Consider the following 20,035-nt stretch of genomic DNA (forward strand, 5'->3'; position numbering starts at 1 on the left):
TCAGTCGGGAATGACGGCGGTGGCGTCGATCTCCACCAGCCACTCCGGCCGGGCCAGGGCCGAGACCACGATGCCCGTGGACACCGGGAACACGCCCTTGAGCCAGCGGCCGACCACGAGGTAGACGGCCTCGCGGTAGCGCGGGTCGATGATGTAGATGGTGATCTTGCAGATGTCCTGCAGCTCGCCGCCGGCTTCCTCCAGCAGCATGGCGATGTTGGACATGGCCTGTTCGGCCTGCCCGGCGACGTCACCGATGCACACGCTCTCGGAGGTTTCCAGGTTCTGGCCGATCTGCCCGCGCAGGAACACGGTGCGGCCGCGCGCGACGACGGCCTGGCAGAGGTCGTTGTCCAGCTTCTGTTCCGGGTAGGTGACCTTGGTGTTGAAAGGACGGATGCGGGTGTGCTTCATGGTCGCTGCAGGGGGCTGGGGGCAAGAGACGCCGATGGCGCCGGGACCGGCATGGTCGTTCGCGCCGGCCGCTGGCGCCATTTGTTTTTTCCGTGCGACCGTTTAGGAATTTCCGAGCGGCACGCGCGCCGGGGCCCTCGGAAAATTTGAGCCACCTGTACGTAAAAGGCGATTAGGCCGCGGCGTAAGCCATTCCTATGATCCGGCCCCGTGATGCAGGTGCTGCACACGCAGAAGGTGTTGCAGGTGTTTCAGGGCACCTGCAGCCGCAGTACCGGCAGATGTTCAACTTTTACGATCGAGGTTCAATCAATGATTCGCAAGCTTCTGACTTTGTGCGCGCTCTCCGCCGTGCTGGGCGGCACCACTGCCTGGGCACAGGACAACGCGCTCGTGGTGAGCACCTGGGGCGGCAGCTTCCGTGACCTCATCGACGACAACATCGGCAAGGAATTCACCCGCCAGACCGGTGTGCCCGTGAAGTACGTGACGGGCGGCACCATCGACCGCCTGAACAAGGCCAAGCTGGCCGCCAAGCCCGAGAGCGACATCACCTTCACGACCTCGCACGTGGGCTGGCTGTATGTGAACAGCAACCTGTTCGAGCAGATCGACACCGCCAAGATCCCGAACTACGCCAACCTGGTGGACCGCGCCAAAATCAGCCCGTACCACATCGGCAGCTGGGCGTACGTCTACTCCATCGGCTACCGCCCCGACCTGGTGCCCGCCAGCATCAAGCTCGAAAGCTGGAACGACCTGTGGAACCCGGCGCTCAAGGGCAAGCTCAGCGCGCCCGACTTCGACCCGAGCCACATCATCGCGGTGTCGGCCATGCTCTCGGGCGGCGACGCCGCCAGCTGGGAGAAAGGCCAGGACAAGCTCAAGGCGCTCAAGCCCAACTTCAAGGCCTTCTACACCAACGACGCCAACGCACAGCAGCTGATCGCCACCGGCGAGACGCCCGTGGAGGTGATCCTGTCGATGAACGCGTACCACATGGCCAGCCAGGGCGTGCCGATCAAGGTCGTCATGCCCAAGGAAGGTGCCGTGCTCGGCGTGGACACCATGGCCATCATGAAAGGCACGACCAAGGCCGACCTGGCCTACAAGTTCCTGAACATCGCGCTGTCGGCCGACGTGCAGTCGAAGATCGTCGCCTCCAAGAAGGCCAGCCCGGTCGTCACCAACGCGAAGGTCTCGGCCGAGGACGCCAAGCTGCCCGGCGTGTTCACCACCAAGGAGCAGTGGGACACCCAGGCCATCGTGATCGACAACAAGCTGCGCGCCGAGAAGACCGCCGAATGGCGCAAGTGGTTCACCGAGAACATCATGAACTGATCCCCGCGGGGTCATGCAAGCCGGGGAGACCCGCGCGGCCAGTGCCGCGCCGGTCTCCCCGCGACGGTCGAGCATCTGAAGAAGAAGTTGTTGATGTTGTTGGGAAGGGCAGGAATGCGTTCCGATCTACGGGCCTGGCTGGTGTCTCCGGCCGTCATTGTTGCGGCGGGTATTGCCGTGTCGCTGCTGGCCGTGCTGCAGTTCAGCTTCCGCGCCTTCGTGCCCGGCTCGCTGGACGTGGGCGGTCTCACGCTGGAGAACTTCAGCGGACTGACCAAGTCGATCTATCTCTCCGCTTTCGCCAACACGCTGCTGCTGAGCGTGGAGACGACGGTGTTCTCGCTGCTGGCCGCCTATCCGCTGGCCTATGCGCTGGTGCGGGTGCGCAACCGGGCGCTCAAGTCCTTCATCCTCGTGGTGTCGATCACGCCGCTGTTCCTGGGCGAGATCGTGCGCACCTACTCCTGGATCGCGGTGCTCGGCAGCAACGGCTTCATCAACGGCGTGCTGCGCCGTCTGGGGCTGATCGAGTGGCCGCTGGAGCTCATGTTCACGCACCTGGGCGTGCTCGTGGCGCTGGTGCACGTGACCATTCCGGTGGTGGTGCTGATGCTGGCCACGGCCATCTCCCACATCGACCGAGACTACGAGAAGGCCGCGCAGAGCCTGGGCGCAGGCCCGGTCAAGACCTTCCTCACGGTCACGCTGCCGCTGTCGATGCCCGGCATCCTGGCGAGCATCACCACGGCCTTTGCGTGGACCTTCAGCGCCTTCGCCACGCCGCAGATGATCGGCGGCGGCCGCGTGCCGACGGTGTCCACGCTGGTCTACCAGCTCGGCTTCTCGTCGATGAATTTCCCGCTGGCCGCGAGCCTGAGCGTGGTCGGCCTGCTGCTGACCGCTGCCGCGCTGCTCGCGCTGGGCCAGCTGACCAAGCGGCTGAAGGCCGTCGGAGGGCACTGACATCATGAAGATCAAGAGCGCCCTGCCGCTTCCGCTGCGCATCGCGGGCCCCTTGCTGATCGCCATCCTGCTGGGCTTCGTGCTGCTGCCGGTGGTGGTGGTCACCATCGCCGCGTTCAACGAGAAGGCCATCCTCAGCTTCCCGCCCGAGTCGTACTCGCTCCAATGGTTCGCGCGGGTGTTCAGCTACCCGGACTTCCAGCATGGCTTCAAGGCGAGCCTGGTCGTCACCGGCTGGTCGTCGTTCCTGGCGCTGGTGATCGGCACCTGCCTGGCCATCGCAGCGAAGCGGATGGAGTTCAAGGGCAAGCAGACCCTGCTGGCCATCCTGCATTCGCCGCTGGTGGTGCCGCACTTCACGCTGGGGCTGGGGCTGCTGATCCTGGTGTCGCAGGCCTCGGTGCAGCGCGGCTGGGGTATTGCCATCCTGTGCCATGTGATGCTGGTTCTGCCCTTCGTGATGCGCAGCGTCTACGTGTCGATGGAGAACCTGGACGAGCGCCTGGAGCAGGCCGCGGCCAGCCTGGGCGCATCGCCGCTCAAGGTGCTGCTGACCGTGACGGTGCCGCTGCTGGCGCCGGGGCTTTTCGGCGGCTGGCTGTTCGCGGCCATCATGTCGTTCAGCGAGTTCACGGCGTCGCTGTTCGTGACGACGCAGGACACGCAGACACTGCCCGTGGCCATGTACAACTACGTTCGCGAGTTCGCCGACCCGACGCTGGCGGCGCTGTCGGTGGTCTACATCGCGGTCACGGCCACCGTGCTGGCCCTTGCAAACTACTTCCTCGGCCTGGGCAAGATCCTGAACATCGAAGAGTGACGGAGGCCCTTGCGCACGCGGCCGGGCACCGTCGCGTGCGCTCCAGGCCGCGGCGTTGACTGGGCCTGCGAACAGGGCCACCATGGCGCAGCGCCGCCAATGCCCGATACGGCGGCGCGCCTTTCGAGGCCGTGCGGCTCGCACCTGAGCTGTGGGGGTAACTCGAACAGGGCACCCAAGGGCGTTCGAGGGCAGTGTCCAGCCCCAGCTTTCAAGGAGCCACCCCATGACCGAAAGCGACAAGCTATTCGCAGGCTCGATCCCCAAGCTCTACGACACGCTCATGGTCCCGTTGATCTTCGAGGCCTATGCCGCCGATACGGCCGAGTTGGTCGCGGGGTTCTCTCCAGGCGCGGTGCTCGAGACAGCTGCCGGCAGCGGCGTGGTCACGCGAGCGCTGGCGCCCAGGCTGCGCACCGGCACGCGCTACGTGGTGACCGACCTCAACCAGCCGATGCTCGACTACGCCGCCACTCGTCAGGGCGACAGCAGCGGCATCGACATCGAATGGCAGCAGGCCGACGCGCTCAAGCTGCCGTTCGAAGACGCCTCGTTCGATGTCGTCTTCTGCCAGTTCGGCGCGATGTTCTTCCCCGACCGCACCGCCGGCTATGCCGAGGCGCGCCGCGTGCTGAGGCCGGGTGGGCGCTTTGTGTTCACCGTGTGGGACCGCATCGAGGACAACGCCTTTGCCGACGAGGTCACCAGCGCCGTCGCGGAGATCTTTCCGCAAGACCCTCCGCGCTTCCTGGCCCGCACGCCGCACGGCTACCACGACATCGCGCTGATCCGCAGCGACGTGAGCCGCGCGGGCTTCACCAGCATCGAGATCGAGACGCGCGAGAAGACGAGCCGCTCACCCTCGGCGCGCGACGTTGCCACCGCCTATTGCCAGGGAACGCCGCTGCGCAACGAGATCGAGGCGCGCGATGCCAGTGCGCTCCAGGCGGCGACGGACCGGGCGGCGCAGGTCATCGCCAGCCGCCATGGCGAAGGCCCGGTGGCCGGCAAGATCCAGGCGCATGTGATCGTGGCGGCGGGGTAGCGGGGCAGGGCGGAAGGCGAGGGCGCTGTCTTCAGCGCCCGGTTGAAGAGGCTCGGCCGGCTTCAGCTCGGAGCTGGCCGATCGAGCCATCGATCACCCCTTCGATCAATCAATGCGTCGTGACGACGATGGGTGCGCCCTTGGTGATGATCATCGTGTGCTCGTACTGCGCCGACAGGTTGCCGTTCACGCCTGCAAGCGTCCAACCGTCGGAAGCCTCGGTGACGATGCGGCTCTTGGTCGACAGGAAGGGCTCGATGGTGATGACCATGCCTTCGTGCAGCGTGCGCGTGTCCGAAGGATCGAAGTAGCCGGGAATGTGCTCGGGCTCCTCGTGCAGCGCGCGGCCGACGCCGTGGCTCGCGAGGTTCTCGATGATCTTGAAGCCGTAGGCCTTTGCGGTGCGCTCGATGGCGGCGCCGATACGGTTGATCGGCTGCCCGGCCCTGGCGGTCTTCATCGCTTCGGCCAGCGCAGTGCGGGTGGCGTGGCACAGGCGGGTTTTCTGCGGGGTGGTGGGCGGCACCACGGTGGTTCCGCCGGTGTCGGCGAAGTAGCCGCCGAGCTCGGCCGACACGTCGACGTTCAGCACGTCGCCGGCGCGAATGACGCGGTCACCGGGAATGCCGTGCGCGGCCTCTTCGTTGATGCTGATGCAGGTCGAGCCCGGAAAGTTGTACGTGAGCTTCGGCGCCGACCGCGCACAGTGCTCCTCCAGCAGCCGCTGGCCGATCAGGTCGAGCTCGCGCGTGGTCATGCCGGGCTCCGCCGCGTCGAGCATGCGCTGCAGCGTCAGCGAAACGATGCGGCCGATGCGCTTGAGGGCGATGACGTCGTCTTGTGTTTCGATGGTCATGTCTGTCGGGTCCTTGTGAAAGATGGGCGCGGGCTGATGATGGACGGCCCGCCGGGCAGGGGCCCGTCGATGCGATGGAGCGGGGCGGCTGGAGTGCATTGTTATATGCCGCATCGAATTTCCGGGCATCTTCCCCAGTCATTCGAATATTCTTGCTCGCTCCGGCGTACTCGCTCCCATCCACCTCGTTCAGGTGCCTTCCCAAATGCCAGACCTTCCCCACAGCCCCGCCGCCGAACGCAACAAGCAGCCCATCCTCGATGCACTGAGCGGCATCCTCGGCGAGCAGGGCGCCATGCTGGAGATCGCGTCCGGCACCGGCCAGCATGCCGTCTGGTTCGCCACGGCGTTGAGCAAATGGACCTGGCAGCCTACTGACGCCGATGCGCGCGCATTGCCTGGAATTGCCGCCCGAATCGAGCAAGCCGCGTTGCCCAATCTTCGCGCGCCGCTTCTGCTCGACGTGACTGCACCCCGATGGCCGTCGCAGGGCTTCGCCTTCGCTGAAGGAGGGGAGAAGTTCGATGCGATCTACTGCGCGAACATGATCCACATCGCGCCCTGGGCCGCGTGCGTCGGCCTGATGCAAGGGGCTGCGCGGCATCTGCGTCCTGGTGGGGTGCTGGTCACGTATGGGCCTTACTTCGAGGATGGAGTGGCTACGGCGCCGAGCAATCTGGCGTTCGATGAGGACTTGCGTGGGCGCAATGCTGCGTGGGGGATACGGCGTATCGAGGACGTGGCTGCGCAGGCGCAGCGGGTGGGGCTTGTGTTGCGGGAGAGGTACGTGATGCCTGCGAACAATCTGCTGCTGGTGTTCGGTCGGCCTTGAATGCTTCACTGGCAATTCCTGGGAGTCGGGTAGCCTGCTTGATCTGTGATTGAGGCCTCAGAAGAGTGAACAATGCCCCAACAATTTCAGGGAGAACTCAGTGTCGACGTTTACGCAAGCGCGTGCCATGCACGCAGGGCTTCGATTTCTTTTCATTGCCGGCGGTGGATTGCTGCTTGGGCTCGTCTCCAATTTCATGCTCGTCGCGATGGGCCGTTGGTACGAGATGAACATGGCGCGCAGCGAGTACGACCTCTCCGATGCCTTCATGATTGCGCTGCTCGTGCAGGCCCTTTGTGTTGTCGTCGGTGGACTCATCGGCAACTGGCTGTATCGGCGGAGACGCAGCAAGAAGAGCAGCAAGAAGAGCAGCAAGAAGAGCAGCAAGAAGAGCAGCGAGATCTGACGGGCAATTGGTGGCTGTCTGCTTTGCCAGCAGCTGCCGAAGTTTCGCCCACCCCCGTGCATCGATCACGATGTTTCACTTTTGAAACGCACCGGCGCTCCATCGCTTCCCGCGAGCGCGATTACATTCAAGCCCGGTGCGCATTCGCGCCACCGTTTTTTTCCACCGTTTGATCCAAGCAAGAAAGACCATCCGTTTTGAACAAGACCGACCTCATCGCCGCCATCGCCACGGACACCAACCTCAGCAAGGCCGATGCCGCTCGCGCGCTCGACTCCGCCATCGACAACCTGTCGCGTGCCCTGGCAAAGGGCGACACGGTGCAACTGATCGGCTTCGGCACCTTCGCCGTTGCCAGCCGCCCCGAGCGTGAAGGGCGCAACCCCTCGACGGGCGAGAAGATGACCATCAAGGCCAGCAAGGCTCCCAAGTTCACCGCCGGCAAGGCGCTGAAGGACGCTGTCAACGCGCCCGCGGCCGAGTAAGCCTTCCGTCTTCCTTCCCCCATTCCCTCCGTGGCGCCCGCGCAGCAGTGCGGGCCGCGGAGGGCCGGCATCTTCAGGAAAGCAGCGGCATTCCGCGCTAGAGTTTGTGCACGTTCACAAGCCCAGCCCTCCGACATGCACGACAACGCGCCTGCTGTGCCGACAACGCCGACTTCTTTTTCTTCTTCCTCCTCCGCATTGCAGCGCTGGCTGCTGCGTCTTCTCTCTTCCATCGGGTTCTGTCTTCTCATCGTGGGCTGCGCCGGGCCATCGGGGCCACGTCAGGGCGGTGCGACAGGGCCCGCGGTCAGCAGCTCGCTGACGCCCGAGCAATCGAACAGCATCGCGATCCACGCACTGGGCCTTGTCGGCACGCCGTACCGCTATGGCGGCAACACGCCAGACGGCGGCTTCGACTGCAGCGGCCTCATCGGCTACGTGTATCTCAACAGCGTGGGCGAATCGCCGCCCAGAACCGTGGCGCGCATGACGGGCTTCGGCAGCCCGGTGCCGGTGTCGGAGCTTCGCACTGGCGATCTCGTGCTCTTCGGCTCGTCCACGCCCTCGCATGCGGGCATCTATGTGGGCGGTGGCCGCTTCGTGCATGCGCCTTCGACGGGCGGCGTGGTGCGGCTGGATCGGCTCGACGGCGTGTACTGGTCGCGCCAGACGGTGCAGGCGCGCAGGCCTTAGCTCGATTTGCTTCTGCTGCTCTTCTTCGCAGGCTCGCCGCGTGAGCCTGTCGCGCTCGCTGGTGCGGCTGCAGCAGCGCCACTGCCGGCGTTCAGCTGATCGACCCACGACAGTGCATCGACATACGCCATGAACCGGTTGAGGTATTCCGGCGACAGGTTGTGCATCAGCGTGAGCGAACGGTGCACGAGGTGGTGCGAGTTGAGCGGGCCCGCGTTCTCGGGCACCTTCGACAGCGACTGCGTCAGGCGCCGGTCGGCGCTGAGCTTGGACCAGGTGCTCTGGAAGTATCGGATCGATTTGAGTTCGGGCGCGGGAGGCGCAGCAGAGGCCTTGGTGGCGGCTCCGGCCTTTGCTGCAGCAGCAGGTGCAGCCGGGGCATTGCCGGGCATCGGTGCATGGCGCGCGATGTGTTCGGCGAGTTCCGCGAACGGACTCGGTTCTGCAGCGGCTTCCTGCTCCACGGTGCTTGTGGGCTGCGCCTTCGTCCTATCTTCGTCATAGGCCGCAAGAAGCGTCGCCACCTTGTCGTCCAGCATGCGCCGCGCGTCGCCGCCATGAGCGGTGGCACGCTTCGCCATCGCTTCGATGAAGCGGAAGCGCACGGGGTCGAAGCGCTGCTCGCCTCGCGCGAGGGCGGCAGCGACCATCGCGCCGATGTCGCGTGCGGCTTCGCTGCCTTCGGCCTCAGTCACGGGGCTTCGCGTTCGCGCTGCTGGAGGGGCGCGGCGTGGGCGCCATCTCCACGCGCCGGTTCTTCGACCGGCCGTCGGCGTCGGCATTCGACGCAACGGGCTGCTCGGAGCCGAACGCAGCCGCGAAGATCGACGACGACGGAACGCCGGATTCGATCAGCGCGCGCGTCACGGTCAGCGCGCGCTGGGCCGAGAGCTCCCAGTTGTCGGCGAACTGGCGCGCGTTGTCGCGCATCTGCCGGTCGTCGGTGAAGCCGCTCACCATCAGGATCTCGTCGCGCGACTTGAGGTAGCTGGTCAGCGGGGACGCAAGGCTCTTGAGCAGTTGACGGCCTTCGGGCTGCAGCTCGGCGGAGTTGAAGGCGAAGAGCACGTTGCCGCTGATACCGATGCGGCCGTTGTTCAGGGTCACTCGGCCCGCCGCGAGCGGCGCGGCCAGGGCCTGCTCGAGCGTCTGCAGGCGCTTGGCTTCGGCCTGCCGTTGCTTGACTTCGGTTTCCAGCTTCGAAGCGAGTTCGAGCTGCATGCCGATCGCGCACACCAGTATCAGCACGAAGGCGCCGAGCAGGCCGGCCATGAGGTCGCCGAACACGGCCCACACGGGCACGCCCGGTTCGTCGAAGCCGGCCTCGATGTCGTCGCGGATCATGCTTCGCTGTCCGCGGGCGCTTGCTGATGCTGCAGTTGCTGCTGCCGGTTGGCGATCTGCTGCATGTCTTCGACGATCTGCTTCTGCGACATGATGCTCAGGTCGATCACCTCGCGCGCCTGCGCGACGTAGTAGGCCAGCTGCTCGTCGCTGCGCGCGATGGACTTGCCCAGCGCGCCTTCGATGCGCTGCAGGTGGCCCGCGAGCTTGTCGTTCGACTGGCTGAAAAGCTGCACCGCAAGGCCGAAGGCTTCGCCCAGGCTGGCCACCTCGACGGCGCTGCCGGTGATCTGCGCGGCAACGGAGGCCATCTTCTCGGACTCGGCATCGGCCCGCTCGGTGAAGCGGCTGCCCACGCGCTCCAGCATCTCGGCCGACGCCGACACCAGCGTGTCGATGGCGGTGCGCTGTTCGGTGGAGGCGTGGTTCACCGCGTCGAGCAGGGTGGAGAGCGTTTCGAGGATGCGGCTGCGCTCTTCCAGCATCGCGTTGTCGCGTGCCATGCCGTCGGCGAGCTTCTGGCGCAGCTCAGTGATCACTTCGGCCGCGGCGCGCGGTGCTTCCGCTGCGGCCTGAAGCAGCTGGGCGATTTCGGCGACGGTGCTCTTCGCATGCGCCTCGGACTGGGCCGACATCTCGCGCGCGGTCTGCGCCATGGTGTCGACCATCTGCTTCTGCTGGCTCGCGCTGTGCTCGCCGGCCTGTTGCCATTCCTGGCGCAGCGAGGTTGCCATGTCGGTGAGCGACTGCGTCCAGGCCGAGAGGCGCTGTTCGTCTCGTGAAGTCATCTGCGACACGATCTCGGCCGCGGCGCGCGGCGCTTCCGACGCGGACTGCAGCAGTTTCGCGATCTCGACGATGGTGTTCTTCGCGTGCGCTTCGTGCTGGGCCGACATCTCGCGAGCGGTCTGCGCCATGGTGTCGAGCAGCTGTTGCTGCTGGCTCGCGTTGTGCTCGCCGGTCTGTTGCCACTCCTGGCGCAGCGACGCGGTCATGTCCGCGAGCGACTGCGTCCAGGCCGAGAGGCGCTGTTCGTCGCGCAGCGTCATCTGCGACACGATCTCGGCTGCGGCGCGCGGCGCTTCCGATGCGGCATGCAGCAGCTTCGCGATCTCGGCGATGGTGTTCTTGGCGTGCGCTTCGGTCTGCGCCGTCATGTCGCGCGCGGTCTGCGTCATGGCGTCGAGAAGCTGCTGCTGCTGGCCTGCGCTGTGCGTGCCGGCCTGCTGCCATTCCTGCTGCAGCGATGCGGCCATGGCGGTGAGCGATTGGGTCCAGGCGGCAAGGCGCTGTTCGTCGCGCGATGCCAGTTCGGCCTGCAACTTCGCGTGCGATTGATCGACGGATTGAAGCAGCGATGCGGAGTGCCGTTCGAAGGCGGCCGCAGCGGTCGACAGGGCCTGGTGCGCATCGCCGGAGAGCTTCTCGCTGACCTGCTGATGCCGGGCCAGGGCGCTGTCCCAGGTGCTGGAGACCTTGCCGACGGCGCTTTCGAGGCGGGCGGACACGGCGTCCACCAGCGCGGTCGAGCGCTGCTCGAAGCTCTGGGCGAACTGGTCGTGCGAGCCGCGCATGTCGCCGGCCAGCGCTTCGCTGGTGCGCTGGTGCTCGGCGAGCGCGCTCTTCCAGGTGTCGGCCACGTGGGTGGTGGTGGCCTCGAAGCGGCCGGAGAGGCCGTCGAGTTGCTGCTGGACCGTCTTTGAAATGGTGTCGTGCAGCGCGACGGTTTCGCGTGCGATGCCGGCCATGGTGGCTTCGACCACGGGCTGGATCGCCGCGCCCGCGACGCGCGCGCTCTCGGTCAGGCTGTGCTTCAGCGACTGGTCGACGGAAGCGGCGAGGTTGCCGTAGACGGCTTCGGCCTTGCTGTGGAAGCTGTCCTGGCCGGCGACGAGGCGCTCGTTCAGCGCTTGGCTCTGCCGTTCCATCGTCAGCATCATGGCCTGCAGCTGGCCGACCAGCTCGGGCATGGCGTGGGCCTGCTGCTGCAGCAGCTTGAAGGATTCGTCGCGCTGGTGCGTCTGCGAGAAGACGCGCAGCACGGTGGCGATCTTCGTGTCGAGCAGTTGCGCGGCCTGCAGTCTTTCGCGGCGGCTCAGGGCCGAGGCCAGGCCCAGCATGGCCGATGCGGCCACGCCGGCCACCGAGGTGCCGAAGGCCAGGCCGAGGCCCTTGACGGGGGCCGAGAGCGAATCGCGGATGGTCTGCAGGTCGGTCGAGCTTTCGAGCGCGATGCCGGTGCCCCGGAGCGTGACCACCATGCCGACGAAGGTGCCCAGCATGCCCAGCAGCACCAGGAAGCCGGCGAGGTAGGGCGTCAGCGCCGGGCCGGGCAGGCCCACGCGCTCGCCCTCGATGCGCAGGCGCACAGCGTTGCGCAGCGAGGGATGCAGGCGGTCGAGCCACGCGCCCAGGTTGTCGGGCGGGGCGGACAGGCCGGAGACGGCCCCGGTCAGCGAGGAGGTCGCCTGCTGGAAGCGGTGCAGCTCCAGCGCGCCCATGATGTAGAAGGCGCCGACGATCAAGGTGACGGCCAGCGCCAGCGTGTTGGTGCCGATGTATCCGGCGCCCACCCAGCCGACGACGGCCAGGCCGGCGGCAAACACAGCGTATTGAAGGAATCGGGTCATGGGGTCCTGGTGGCCTGGGTGCGAAGGGCATCGAGCAGCCCTTCGACCGGTTGGAATCGAAAATCAAGTTCGGCGAGCAGCACGTCCTGCGCGTCCTTGCGGAACACGTCCAGCCATGCGTCGGAGGGCGGGGCGGCAGTGTCCGGCGTTTGCGCTTCTTCCGCTGCCGGCGCTTCGCTCGCCTTGCGCAGTCGCTCGAAATGCCGCTCCAGCAGACCCGGCACGGCCGAAAGCAGGCTGTGCTCGCGCGCTTCCAGCACCTGCGCCATCACCACGTCGACCGAGGCCAGCCGCGCCATGGCAGGAGACCTGGCAGCCATGGCCGAGCGCAGCCTGCTGCGCAGCGAGCCCACGCCGGCTTCCATGGCCTGCTGCCGGGCGAGGTAGCGGCGGCGGTAGGGGGCGAAGTCCGAAGTGGCGTCCTTGCCGGCGCCGAAGGTGTTGTCTTCGACGATGGCGTTGGCCAGCGCGCTTTTCACGCGGTTGCATTCGCTTTCTTCGGTGTTGCGGGGAGCGCGAATGCTGGTCTGCGCCGTTGCGGGCGTGCCGTCGAGCGCGGCTGAAAGCGAGATGGCGTCGGTCCAGCCGAACCACTGGCTCAGCCGGTCGGCGGTGGGGTTTGCGGGTTCGCGGACGTCAGCCTCGGCCAGTCGGGAAAGCAAGCGAATGAGCGCCGAGCCGTTGAAACCTGAGCGCTTGAAAACTTGCCCCATAACCTCCTGGATCCGCCTGAACGCGCCTCTTCGAAAAACCCGGCAGTCTACAACAGCGCCCTTTGTCCGGGCCCCTCCGGACGGCAGCTCAGGACGCCGGCTGTGTAACGAAATGCCAGTTTTTCATTGCCGGTTTCATTGAGGCGCGCGCGGCGAATTCGGCGACCGGACATGCTCCGGCCGCACGCCCAGCCCCACGGCCCTTGCAGGCAGCCGGCGCAGCAGCGGCCAGCGCGCCAGCAGCCGCAGCGGCAAGGGCAGACGACGCCCCGGCCTGGCCGTAGCCGCGCCGTCGAGCACGGCCATGAGCACGCGGTCCTGTATGAAGCGCTGCACGGCCTGGGTGACTTGCACCGGCCACTCCCTGCGGCGCTGCAGCTGGGGCAGCAGGGCGTCGATTTCCTTGTCGGTCGCTTCGCCGGCCAGGGCGGGGGCCAGCAGGTTGGCGGCAGCCACCGCGTCCTGCACGGCGAGGTTGATGCCGACGCCGCCCACGGGCGACATCGCATGCGCGGCGTCGCCGATGCACAGCAGGCCACGGCACGACCAGCTTTCGAGCCGGTCGACCGTCACTTCGAGCAGCTTCACCGAATCCCAGTCGGGCAGCGCCGAAGGCAGCCTTTCGGCGAGGAAGGGCGCGATGCGGCCGATTTCTTCGTGGAAGGCGGCCATGCCCCGCGCCTGCAGCGCATCGTGGCCGCCCTTGGGTATGACGAAGGCGCATTGCCAGTAGTCGCCACGGTTCAGCGTCACCAGGATGTGGCCGCCTGCGATGTGGCCCGCGGTGGCGTCGGGGTCGCTGGCCAGCCTCGGAACGGCCATCCACAGCACGTCGATGGGGGCGCCGTAGCTGATGTGCGGCAGCGCCGCCGCGTCGCGCAGCGCGGAATGCCGGCCGTCGGCGGCCACCACGAGCGAGGCATGCAGCTCGACCTCGCGCGGCTGGCCGGCGCGGCGGTCGCGACGCACCTTCACGCCGTTGACGCGGCCTTTTTCCTGCAGCAGGCCGATGGCCTCGGCGTCGGTCCACAGCTCGAAGCCCGGGTAGCGCCGGGCCTCGTCGTACATGAAGTCCAGGAACTCCCACTGCGGCATCAGCACGAGAAACTTGCTGTGCGAGGGCAGGTGGGTGAAGTCGGCCACCGGCACGGCGCGGCCCTCGTAGCTGGCGCGCAGCTCGTCCACGCGGTCGTGGGGGCGCTGCAGGAAGGCGTCGAGCAGTCCCAGCTCGTGCAGGATTTCGAGCGTGGACGGGTGCACCGTGTCGCCGCGGAAGTCGCGCAGGAAGTCGAGATGCTTCTCCAGCACGACCACCGGCACGCCGGCACGGGCCAGCAGCAGGCCCAGAACCATGCCGGCAGGGCCACCACCTGCGATGCAGCAGCGTGGCGTCGGGGATGCGCTCGCTTGGGCGGTTGGCGTTTCCATGGCTCCGATCGATCGATCCGGTCGCGCCGCGGACGACGTGGCCTGTGTTGCGCGGCGCCGCCCGGTGTACCGGGCCCAGCCCGGCTCAGGGCTGCGCGAAGGTGACGCGCTGGGCGATGAGCACGCCGTCGACCACGCGGTCTCCGACGACTGTCACGCGCTTGCCGTTGCCCAGGTCCGCGGGGGTGCCGTTTTCGAAGATGGTAGCGGAGTCACCGGCGTTCACGTGCTGGCCGCGCACGATGAAGTCGGAAACCGACTGGTAGCCGGCGACGGGGCCGATCACGGTGAAGGACGCCGGCCCGCCCGTGCCGGGCACGTAGCGGATGCGCAGCTTCTTGGCCACCAGCACCTGCCCCGAGAGGAAACCGTCGACCTCGACCTTGACGCCGTTGCCGATGGAACCGGCCGGGCCGCCGGTGATCTGCGCGTTGCGCGCGTCGACCTTGTTGCCGAGCACGCGGAAGTCGCCGAGCGAGGCGAAGTCGGTGGCGACGCCCGCGAGCTGCAGCGCGATGCCGTCGGCGGTGGGGATGGCGTACCAGCCCTTCACCGTGGTGGCGGTGAAGCGGCCTGCCACCGGCGCCACGGTGCCGCGCACGCGGACGATGGCGCCTTCGGCCAGGCTGGCGGTGTCGACGCCGGGGCCGAAGTCGACGGTGAGCAGGCCGAGCGTGAACTGCCGGCCGACGAGGTCGAGGTTCTGCACGGTGCCGGTCGCCAGCGGCTCGGCGGAGGCGGGCGTGATGTGCACGCGCGTGGCGCGCAGCATACCCGGCGAAGCGGGCAGGCCCCAGACCTGGATCACCGCGCCGTCGCGCAGGTCGGCCGGGCCGCCGGCGTCGCCCCAGACGGTGGCGGTGTCGGTGGTCACGCGGCTGCCCATGACGGTGAAGCTGCCGTCCGCGAGGTTGATGGCGGAGACGGCGCCGCGCAGCTCGGCGGCCGAGACGACCTGCGTGGCGACGCCGCTGGTGAAGTCGGTGTCGACCTTGCCGGCGACGCGCGCGCTCATGCCGATCTGCAGTTCGCTGGTGTCTTCGAGGCTGAAGGCGGCGCTGTCGGTGTTGTAGCGCAGGCCGTTGAGGATGATGCTGCCCAGGCCGTCCGCCGCGCCGATGCCGGCCGCGTCCGCGCTCACGCCGGTGCCGCCGGAACCCACGCCGGAGCCGTCGCCGTTGGTGTTGCCCGCGGTGCTGGTGCCGTCGCCGCCGCTGCCTGCATTGCCGCTGGACCCGCCGGAGGCGCCGCTGTCGCCGCCACCGCCGCCGCCGCCGCCGCCCGTTTCCGTGGTGGTGCCGGAGCCGGATACGCCTGCAACGCCCAGGCCGGACGCGCTGCCTGCGCCACCGCCGCCGCCTCCGCCTCCGCAAGAAAGAAGCATGGCCATGCCGCCCGCAAGCAGCAGGCCGCGAAGGAGGCGCTGCGCGAGCCGGAAGGAACGCGGGAGGGTCAGGATCGTGTTCATCGTGAGGGCGGCCCGCTCTTCTTCTGCGCGGCTTCGTCGTCTTCGTAATAGGTATAGATGCCGACGCGGATGCGGGCCTTGCTGTCGGCGGGCGCGCGATCGACGGCCTCGGTCATCTCGCGGGCCAGTTCGTGGTGCAGGGCGGTCCAGCGCTCGCGCGCGAGAAGCTGGATTTTCTCGCAATTTTCCAGCGTGAGGCCGCGCGCGTACACCGAGCGCTCCAACATTCGGGGCGTTTCGCCCAGGGTGTTGGAGACGGCGGCCAGCAGGTGGTCGCGGCCGTTGTCGCCCAGGAAGGCGAGCATCGACTGCAGGTCTTCGACCGGCACGAAGCCGTCGGCCATGAGCTCGGCGGTGCCGTTGCCTTCCGCGACCATGTTCAGGCGCACCAGCTCATCCAGGATGGTGCGATGGTGGATGTTGCCGCGGCTGGCCAGCCGGGCCACGCGCTCGAAGGAGGGCGCCTCGTCCTCGGTGGTGACCGGAATGCGGCGCAGGTCCTCGTTGTCGACCGTCATCTGCAGCCAGAGCGTGAAGGTCTTGGCGGCGGCCGAGAGTTCGGTGTGGGGCAGGGGATCGACGGTGGCTCGGACCTTGGCGGTGACGGCCTTGCGGTTCAGGCCGGTGGTGACCGAGATCTGGCTGAGGTTGGGCCGCTTCACGCCCTGCTGGCGCCAGGAGCGCTGCGCCTCCTCGATGAGCAGGTCGCGCAGCAGCTCTTCGAGGTGGGGGTGCTTGACGCCCATGGCGAGCGCCAGCCGGACCACCGGACGAAGGATGCGAGCGCAGGCGGCAAGGGCCCAATCCAGCCGGTGTTCCATGAATGCGGTCGTTGCTCCTGGTTCTGTGCGTGCGGGACAAGAGGAAGGATGGAGAAGGGGGCCGGGCCGCCGTCCGGGCTCCTTCGCAGCTGGCTATTGTCGTTCGTCCGCGAAGATGGCCTTTCCGGGGTATGCGGAGGGCGGCTAGGTCGCGGTGCAGGTACCGTCGTTCGACCTCGTGATGTTGGTGCGCCCGGTGGCGCTGATGCTCACGGCGCGCGACTGGTTGGCGCTCGGGGTGCTGCGGCAGATGGTGATCCGGCTCTGGCTGGCGCCCACGCCGGTCGCCTGGAACACGATGGCGCTCGCGCCGCCCGCTTCCCGCAGCAGGTAGCCCGTGGCCGCGGCGCTTTCCGCGCGCAGCACCTGCGTGCCGCTGAGCACGATCCAGCCGGCTTCCCACTGGCCGTTGGTGCTGCAGCTGCTGCCGTTGGCCGAGGCACAGAGGGTGACCGGCGCGTTGCGCTTGATGGCCTCGCTGCGGGCGAGCTGGCTGCCCGCCACCAGCGAGGTGGCGTAGTTGCTCAGGCGCATGGAAAGCCGGATGCCATCGAACGAAGGCACGGCGATGGCGACGAGCACCACCAGCACGGCCACGGTGACCATCAGCTCGATCAGCGTGAAGCCACGCGCGCGGGCGGTGCGGGGGCGGTTGCGCATGCTGCCGGTGCTCCAGGGGCTCACTTCTGGATGAACCAGTAGACCCGGCCCTTGGGCTGCTTGAACGCGGCCTTGGGCGAGGTGCCCTTGGGGCTCAGGAATGAGTCGGGGTTGGCGCCGATCACCACGTCGCGCATGGTGCCGTTGTCGAGCTGGACGCGGCCCACCACGGGCGAGGGCGCGAGGCCGCCGCCCACCACGTTCTGGAAGCGGCCGCCGGGCCCCTGGGGCGCGGCATTGACGTACGACACGTTGTAGACGCGCGCGGTGCCGAGGTCGGCGCGGCAAGTCTGCGTGTTCGGGTTGCTCGGCGTGTGGGTGTTGAAGGTGGTGACGCCGTAGGCGGTGACCGAACTGGTCACCACCTGCTCGCCGGCGGCAAGGGCGAGATACCAGCCCTTCTTGGTGGCAAGGTCGGAGGAGGTCGGCGTGGAGGTGTCGGTGATCGGCAGCAGCGAAGCCTGGCACAGCAGCCCGTTGCCGGCGCCGCAGTTGCTGGTTTCGCTGCTCAGCCAGGTGCTGTCGGTGGGCTTGTCGACCAGCATGTAGAAGCGGTTGGCCACGCCGAGCGCGACGTTGTAGTAGCGCAGCGGCTTCTCGCGGTCGCCCGAGCCGAGCAGGATGACGAAGGCGCCGTTGTCCTCCACCACGTCGGGGGCGAACATGAACTTGCGGTTGGGCGTGCAGGTGGTCACCGTGTCGCAGCCCAGAGAGGCGGTCTGCGTCATCGTCCAGGCCGAAGGTGCGCCGCTGCCGAGCGCGATGCGATAGACGTTGCCGCCCAGGTCGGCCGCGTAGGCGATGCGGGCGATGCCCAGGGAATCGGTGACGACGGTGACCTCGCCGGCCACCGGCCGCGCGGTAGGGAACATCTGCAGGCGCGCGCCGGTGTCGGCGTCGAGCACGTAGATGCCGCTGCCCTTGGCGGCGGTGCCGCAGGCCTGGACTGCGCTGTTGGTGTCGACGTCCTCGCACTTGTCGTAGCCGCCGCCGAAGATCAGCAGCGGGCTGTTGCCGCCGCCGTAGCCGCTGGCGCGCATCACCTTGGGAGCCGACCAGGTCTGGCCGATGCCCTCGAAGCCGCTGTCGCAGCCGGTGTCGTCGCCCTGGTTGGGGCAGCCCTTGCGCCACTTCAGCGTGGGCGCGGTGGCGGAGGAGACGTCGAAGGCGTAGATCAGCCGGCCGCCGCGACGCATGCTCGCGTAGAGCCAGGCGGTGCTGCCCTGGCGATAGGCCGAGACGGGGCCGTCCATGCCGTAGGGCTTGGGCGCCACCGCACCGATGGTGACCGGCAGGCCGGGGAAGTTGATGCGCGTGGTGTCGTCGTACAGCCGCTTGATGCTCCCGTAGAACTCCGGCGGCATGAAGGACCAGAGCTCGTCGCCCGCGGCGGCCGAGCCGATGGCGTCGGTGCGATTGCCGTTGACGGCGCGCAGCACGCCGTCGTTGCCGCCGTAGAACACCACCACCTGCGGCGCGGCGTCGGTGCCGTAGTTGATGGCCACCGGCCGCGAGTGCACCACGTCGCCGTGCACCGAGGGGCGCATCGAGTTGGAGGTGACGGGATTGCCCTGCGCGTCGGGCCGCTCGTCGCCCTTGTTGTCGAGGCCGCGCGCCCAGTTGATGAGCGTGGTGCGGTCGGTGTCGGCGGTGACGCCCAGCGCGGCCTTGGTGATGGCGGAGTTGCCGTCGGCGAAGGCGGTGAGGGCCGTGCAGCTGCCCGGCGTGCAGGTCTTCATGTTCCGGTTGGCGACGACCATGCGCCGCAGCATGTAGCCCTGCGCGCCTTTTTCCACCACGTTGCCGTCGGGGCTGTCGGCGGCTTCCTTGCCCAGGCAGTCGCCGGAGGGCCTGAAGCTCCAGTACAGGTCGGTATCGCTGGGCGCGGGCGTCCAGAAGCTGCGCGCGCAGGGCGCCACGAAGCCGGTCTGGTTGTTCACTGCGTTGTTGTCCGCCGCGTCCTGCAGGATCAGCTGGTTGCTGCTGTCCAGCCCGAGCTTGTATTGCTTGAGGTTGCCGTTCCAGCGCGGGAAGGCATCCTGGTCGGGGCGGAACATGCCCACGAACACCTGGTTCAGGTAGGTGCCCTGGGTGTTCACGCTCACCGGCAGGCTGACCGAGGAGAACACGCTGTTGACCGACTGGATCTTGCTGAAGATGTCGTCCAGCGCCGCGCCGAGCGCGCTGCCCAGGTCGGGCTTGGCCGAGATGTCGTAGTACTCGCCCTTGCTCTGGGTGGCCATGCTCTGGAGCAGCGAGGTCCAGCCCGGGCCCTGGCCGCCGGTCGCCTTGGCGGCCTCGATGGTGTAGACCTTCACGCCCATGCTGGTCTGCAGGAAGCGCGACCATTCGTCGGCCGTGTTGTCCTGCGAGCCGCTGGGGCTCAGGGCGATCTGCGTGGTGTCGCCGCCCGCGGCGCGCAGGGCGGCGTTGGAGGTCTGGCTGTCGCTGGTGTTGTCCTGCGCCGCGCCGTTGCTGATGTAGATGACGTAGGTGCCGGTGCAGTTCTCGGTGCTCGGGCCGACGTAGGTGGTGGCGGAGAAGCCGCTGAGCGCGTTGCGCGTGAGCGCGTAGATGGCTTTCGAGGCCGTCGTGCCGCTCGTGTTGCCGCTGTAGTCGGCCTTGACCTTGCCGTTGCCCGCGATCGGCGTGCCGCTGGCCAGGTAGCGGTAGACCTCGGCCATGGTCTTGCCGGCCTTGCCGCCGTTGGACTTGTCGCCGAGCTTGTCGAGGCTGCGGATGAGCGCGCCGTACTTGATCTTGGTGCCGTCGTCCAGCGTGCGCACCGCTGCGCGCACGTAGCCGCCGTCGGAGTTGGAGTTGCCCTGGCCGGTCTCGGTGAACATCATCAGGCCGACCTTGAACTTGTTGGCCTTCAGGCTTTCGAAGGCCGAGGCGAGCGCGGTCATCTCGGCGGTGAAGGGCTGGTTCCAGTTGGCCGTGTTGTCCAGCACGAACAGCACGTTCGGCGCCTGCGCCGCGCTGGGGTTGTAGCCCACGAAGAGGTCAATGTCCTCGGCGTGGGCCGGGCCCGCCGGCAGCGCCGTCAACGCGGTGAGCGCGGCGGCCGTCCACAGCGAAGCGAGAAGTTTCCGGATCATGGTGCGGGCCTGTTC

The 20,035-nt window shown here is 67.7% G+C and carries 19 protein-coding genes; 8 read left to right on the top strand and 11 right to left on the bottom strand.

The window, feature by feature from the left end:
• On the bottom strand, positions 1-414 hold the full coding sequence (locus ACAM57_RS07385) for a RidA family protein (protein WP_019656931.1): 414 nt from the start codon (positions 412-414) through the stop codon (positions 1-3).
• Between the two features lie 312 nt (positions 415-726).
• Between ACAM57_RS07385 and ACAM57_RS07390 the strand changes: the two genes are divergently transcribed.
• The 4 genes from ACAM57_RS07390 (at position 727) to ACAM57_RS07405 (ending at position 4,583) form a co-directional block, all read left to right on the top strand.
• Positions 727-1,755: a PotD/PotF family extracellular solute-binding protein gene (locus tag ACAM57_RS07390; RefSeq protein ID WP_369661169.1), complete on the top strand. Its 1,029-nt coding sequence runs from the start codon at positions 727-729 to the stop codon at positions 1,753-1,755.
• A 114-nt stretch (positions 1,756-1,869) separates the two neighbouring features.
• Entirely contained in the window at positions 1,870-2,718 is an 849-nt protein-coding gene (locus tag ACAM57_RS07395) for an ABC transporter permease (RefSeq protein ID WP_126023399.1), read from the top strand.
• A 4-nt stretch (positions 2,719-2,722) separates the two neighbouring features.
• Complete coding sequence (locus tag ACAM57_RS07400) at positions 2,723-3,538, top strand: ABC transporter permease (RefSeq protein WP_369661170.1); 816 nt, start codon at positions 2,723-2,725, stop codon at positions 3,536-3,538.
• A 226-nt stretch (positions 3,539-3,764) separates the two neighbouring features.
• Positions 3,765-4,583 (top strand): class I SAM-dependent methyltransferase, encoded by an 819-nt coding sequence (locus ACAM57_RS07405; protein WP_369661171.1) that lies wholly within the window; start codon positions 3,765-3,767, stop codon positions 4,581-4,583.
• Positions 4,584-4,692: 109 nt separating this feature from the next.
• Here ACAM57_RS07405 and map read toward each other — a convergent pair whose 3' ends face one another.
• Positions 4,693-5,439: a type I methionyl aminopeptidase gene (gene map / locus ACAM57_RS07410; RefSeq protein ID WP_369661172.1), complete on the bottom strand. Its 747-nt coding sequence runs from the start codon at positions 5,437-5,439 to the stop codon at positions 4,693-4,695.
• 205 nt (positions 5,440-5,644) lie between these two features.
• On the opposite strand from map, the gene ACAM57_RS07415 reads away from it, so the two are divergent.
• The 4 genes from ACAM57_RS07415 (at position 5,645) to ACAM57_RS07430 (ending at position 7,855) form a co-directional block, all read left to right on the top strand.
• The gene (locus tag ACAM57_RS07415) at positions 5,645-6,271 is read left to right on the top strand and encodes a DUF938 domain-containing protein (protein ID WP_369661173.1); all 627 of its coding nucleotides are present in this window, start codon (positions 5,645-5,647) and stop codon (positions 6,269-6,271) included.
• Positions 6,272-6,371: 100 nt separating this feature from the next.
• A complete protein-coding gene (locus tag ACAM57_RS07420) occupies positions 6,372-6,677 on the top strand; it encodes a hypothetical protein (protein ID WP_369661174.1) in 306 nt (101 codons plus the stop codon).
• 197 nt (positions 6,678-6,874) lie between these two features.
• Complete coding sequence (locus ACAM57_RS07425; protein ID WP_125946996.1) at positions 6,875-7,162, top strand: HU family DNA-binding protein; 288 nt, start codon at positions 6,875-6,877, stop codon at positions 7,160-7,162.
• Between the two features lie 135 nt (positions 7,163-7,297).
• The gene (locus tag ACAM57_RS07430) at positions 7,298-7,855 is read left to right on the top strand and encodes a C40 family peptidase (RefSeq protein ID WP_369661175.1); all 558 of its coding nucleotides are present in this window, start codon (positions 7,298-7,300) and stop codon (positions 7,853-7,855) included.
• Here ACAM57_RS07430 and ACAM57_RS07435 read toward each other — a convergent pair.
• From ACAM57_RS07435 to ACAM57_RS07475, 9 genes are all read right to left on the bottom strand, one after another.
• Positions 7,852-8,550 (bottom strand): DUF2894 domain-containing protein, encoded by a 699-nt coding sequence (locus ACAM57_RS07435; protein WP_369661176.1) that lies wholly within the window; start codon positions 8,548-8,550, stop codon positions 7,852-7,854. The two genes, ACAM57_RS07430 and ACAM57_RS07435, sit on opposite strands and share 4 nt — an antisense overlap.
• Positions 8,543-9,196, bottom strand: a complete 654-nt coding sequence (locus tag ACAM57_RS07440) for an OmpA family protein (RefSeq protein ID WP_184641222.1) — start codon at positions 9,194-9,196, stop codon at positions 8,543-8,545. Before ACAM57_RS07440 ends, ACAM57_RS07435 begins: the two co-directional genes overlap by 8 nt.
• On the bottom strand, positions 9,196-11,829 hold the full coding sequence (locus tag ACAM57_RS07445; RefSeq protein WP_369661177.1) for a DUF802 domain-containing protein: 2,634 nt from the start codon (positions 11,827-11,829) through the stop codon (positions 9,196-9,198). Before ACAM57_RS07445 ends, ACAM57_RS07440 begins: the two co-directional genes overlap by 1 nt.
• On the bottom strand, positions 11,826-12,542 hold the full coding sequence (locus tag ACAM57_RS07450) for a DUF3348 domain-containing protein (RefSeq protein ID WP_369661178.1): 717 nt from the start codon (positions 12,540-12,542) through the stop codon (positions 11,826-11,828). The genes ACAM57_RS07445 and ACAM57_RS07450 overlap by 4 nt, the downstream gene beginning before the upstream one ends.
• Before the next feature lie 135 nt (positions 12,543-12,677).
• A complete protein-coding gene (locus ACAM57_RS07455; RefSeq protein ID WP_184641150.1) occupies positions 12,678-13,970 on the bottom strand; it encodes an FAD-dependent oxidoreductase in 1,293 nt (430 codons plus the stop codon).
• 85 nt (positions 13,971-14,055) lie between these two features.
• Positions 14,056-15,438 carry a DUF5666 domain-containing protein gene (locus tag ACAM57_RS07460; protein WP_369661179.1) on the bottom strand — a complete coding sequence of 461 codons (1,383 nt, stop codon included), beginning with the start codon at positions 15,436-15,438 and terminating at the stop codon, positions 14,056-14,058.
• Positions 15,435-16,259, bottom strand: a complete 825-nt coding sequence (locus ACAM57_RS07465) for a DUF6502 family protein (protein WP_369661180.1) — start codon at positions 16,257-16,259, stop codon at positions 15,435-15,437. The genes ACAM57_RS07460 and ACAM57_RS07465 overlap by 4 nt, the downstream gene beginning before the upstream one ends.
• Before the next feature lie 144 nt (positions 16,260-16,403).
• Positions 16,404-16,919 (bottom strand): GspH/FimT family pseudopilin, encoded by a 516-nt coding sequence (locus ACAM57_RS07470; protein ID WP_126023410.1) that lies wholly within the window; start codon positions 16,917-16,919, stop codon positions 16,404-16,406.
• Between the two features lie 20 nt (positions 16,920-16,939).
• Complete coding sequence (locus tag ACAM57_RS07475; RefSeq protein WP_369661181.1) at positions 16,940-20,020, bottom strand: pilus assembly protein; 3,081 nt, start codon at positions 20,018-20,020, stop codon at positions 16,940-16,942.
• Between the last annotated feature and the right edge of the window lie 15 nt (positions 20,021-20,035).

This window comes from Variovorax sp. V15, assembly GCF_041154425.1.
Taxonomy (GTDB): Bacteria; Pseudomonadota; Gammaproteobacteria; order Burkholderiales; family Burkholderiaceae_C; genus Variovorax; species Variovorax guangxiensis.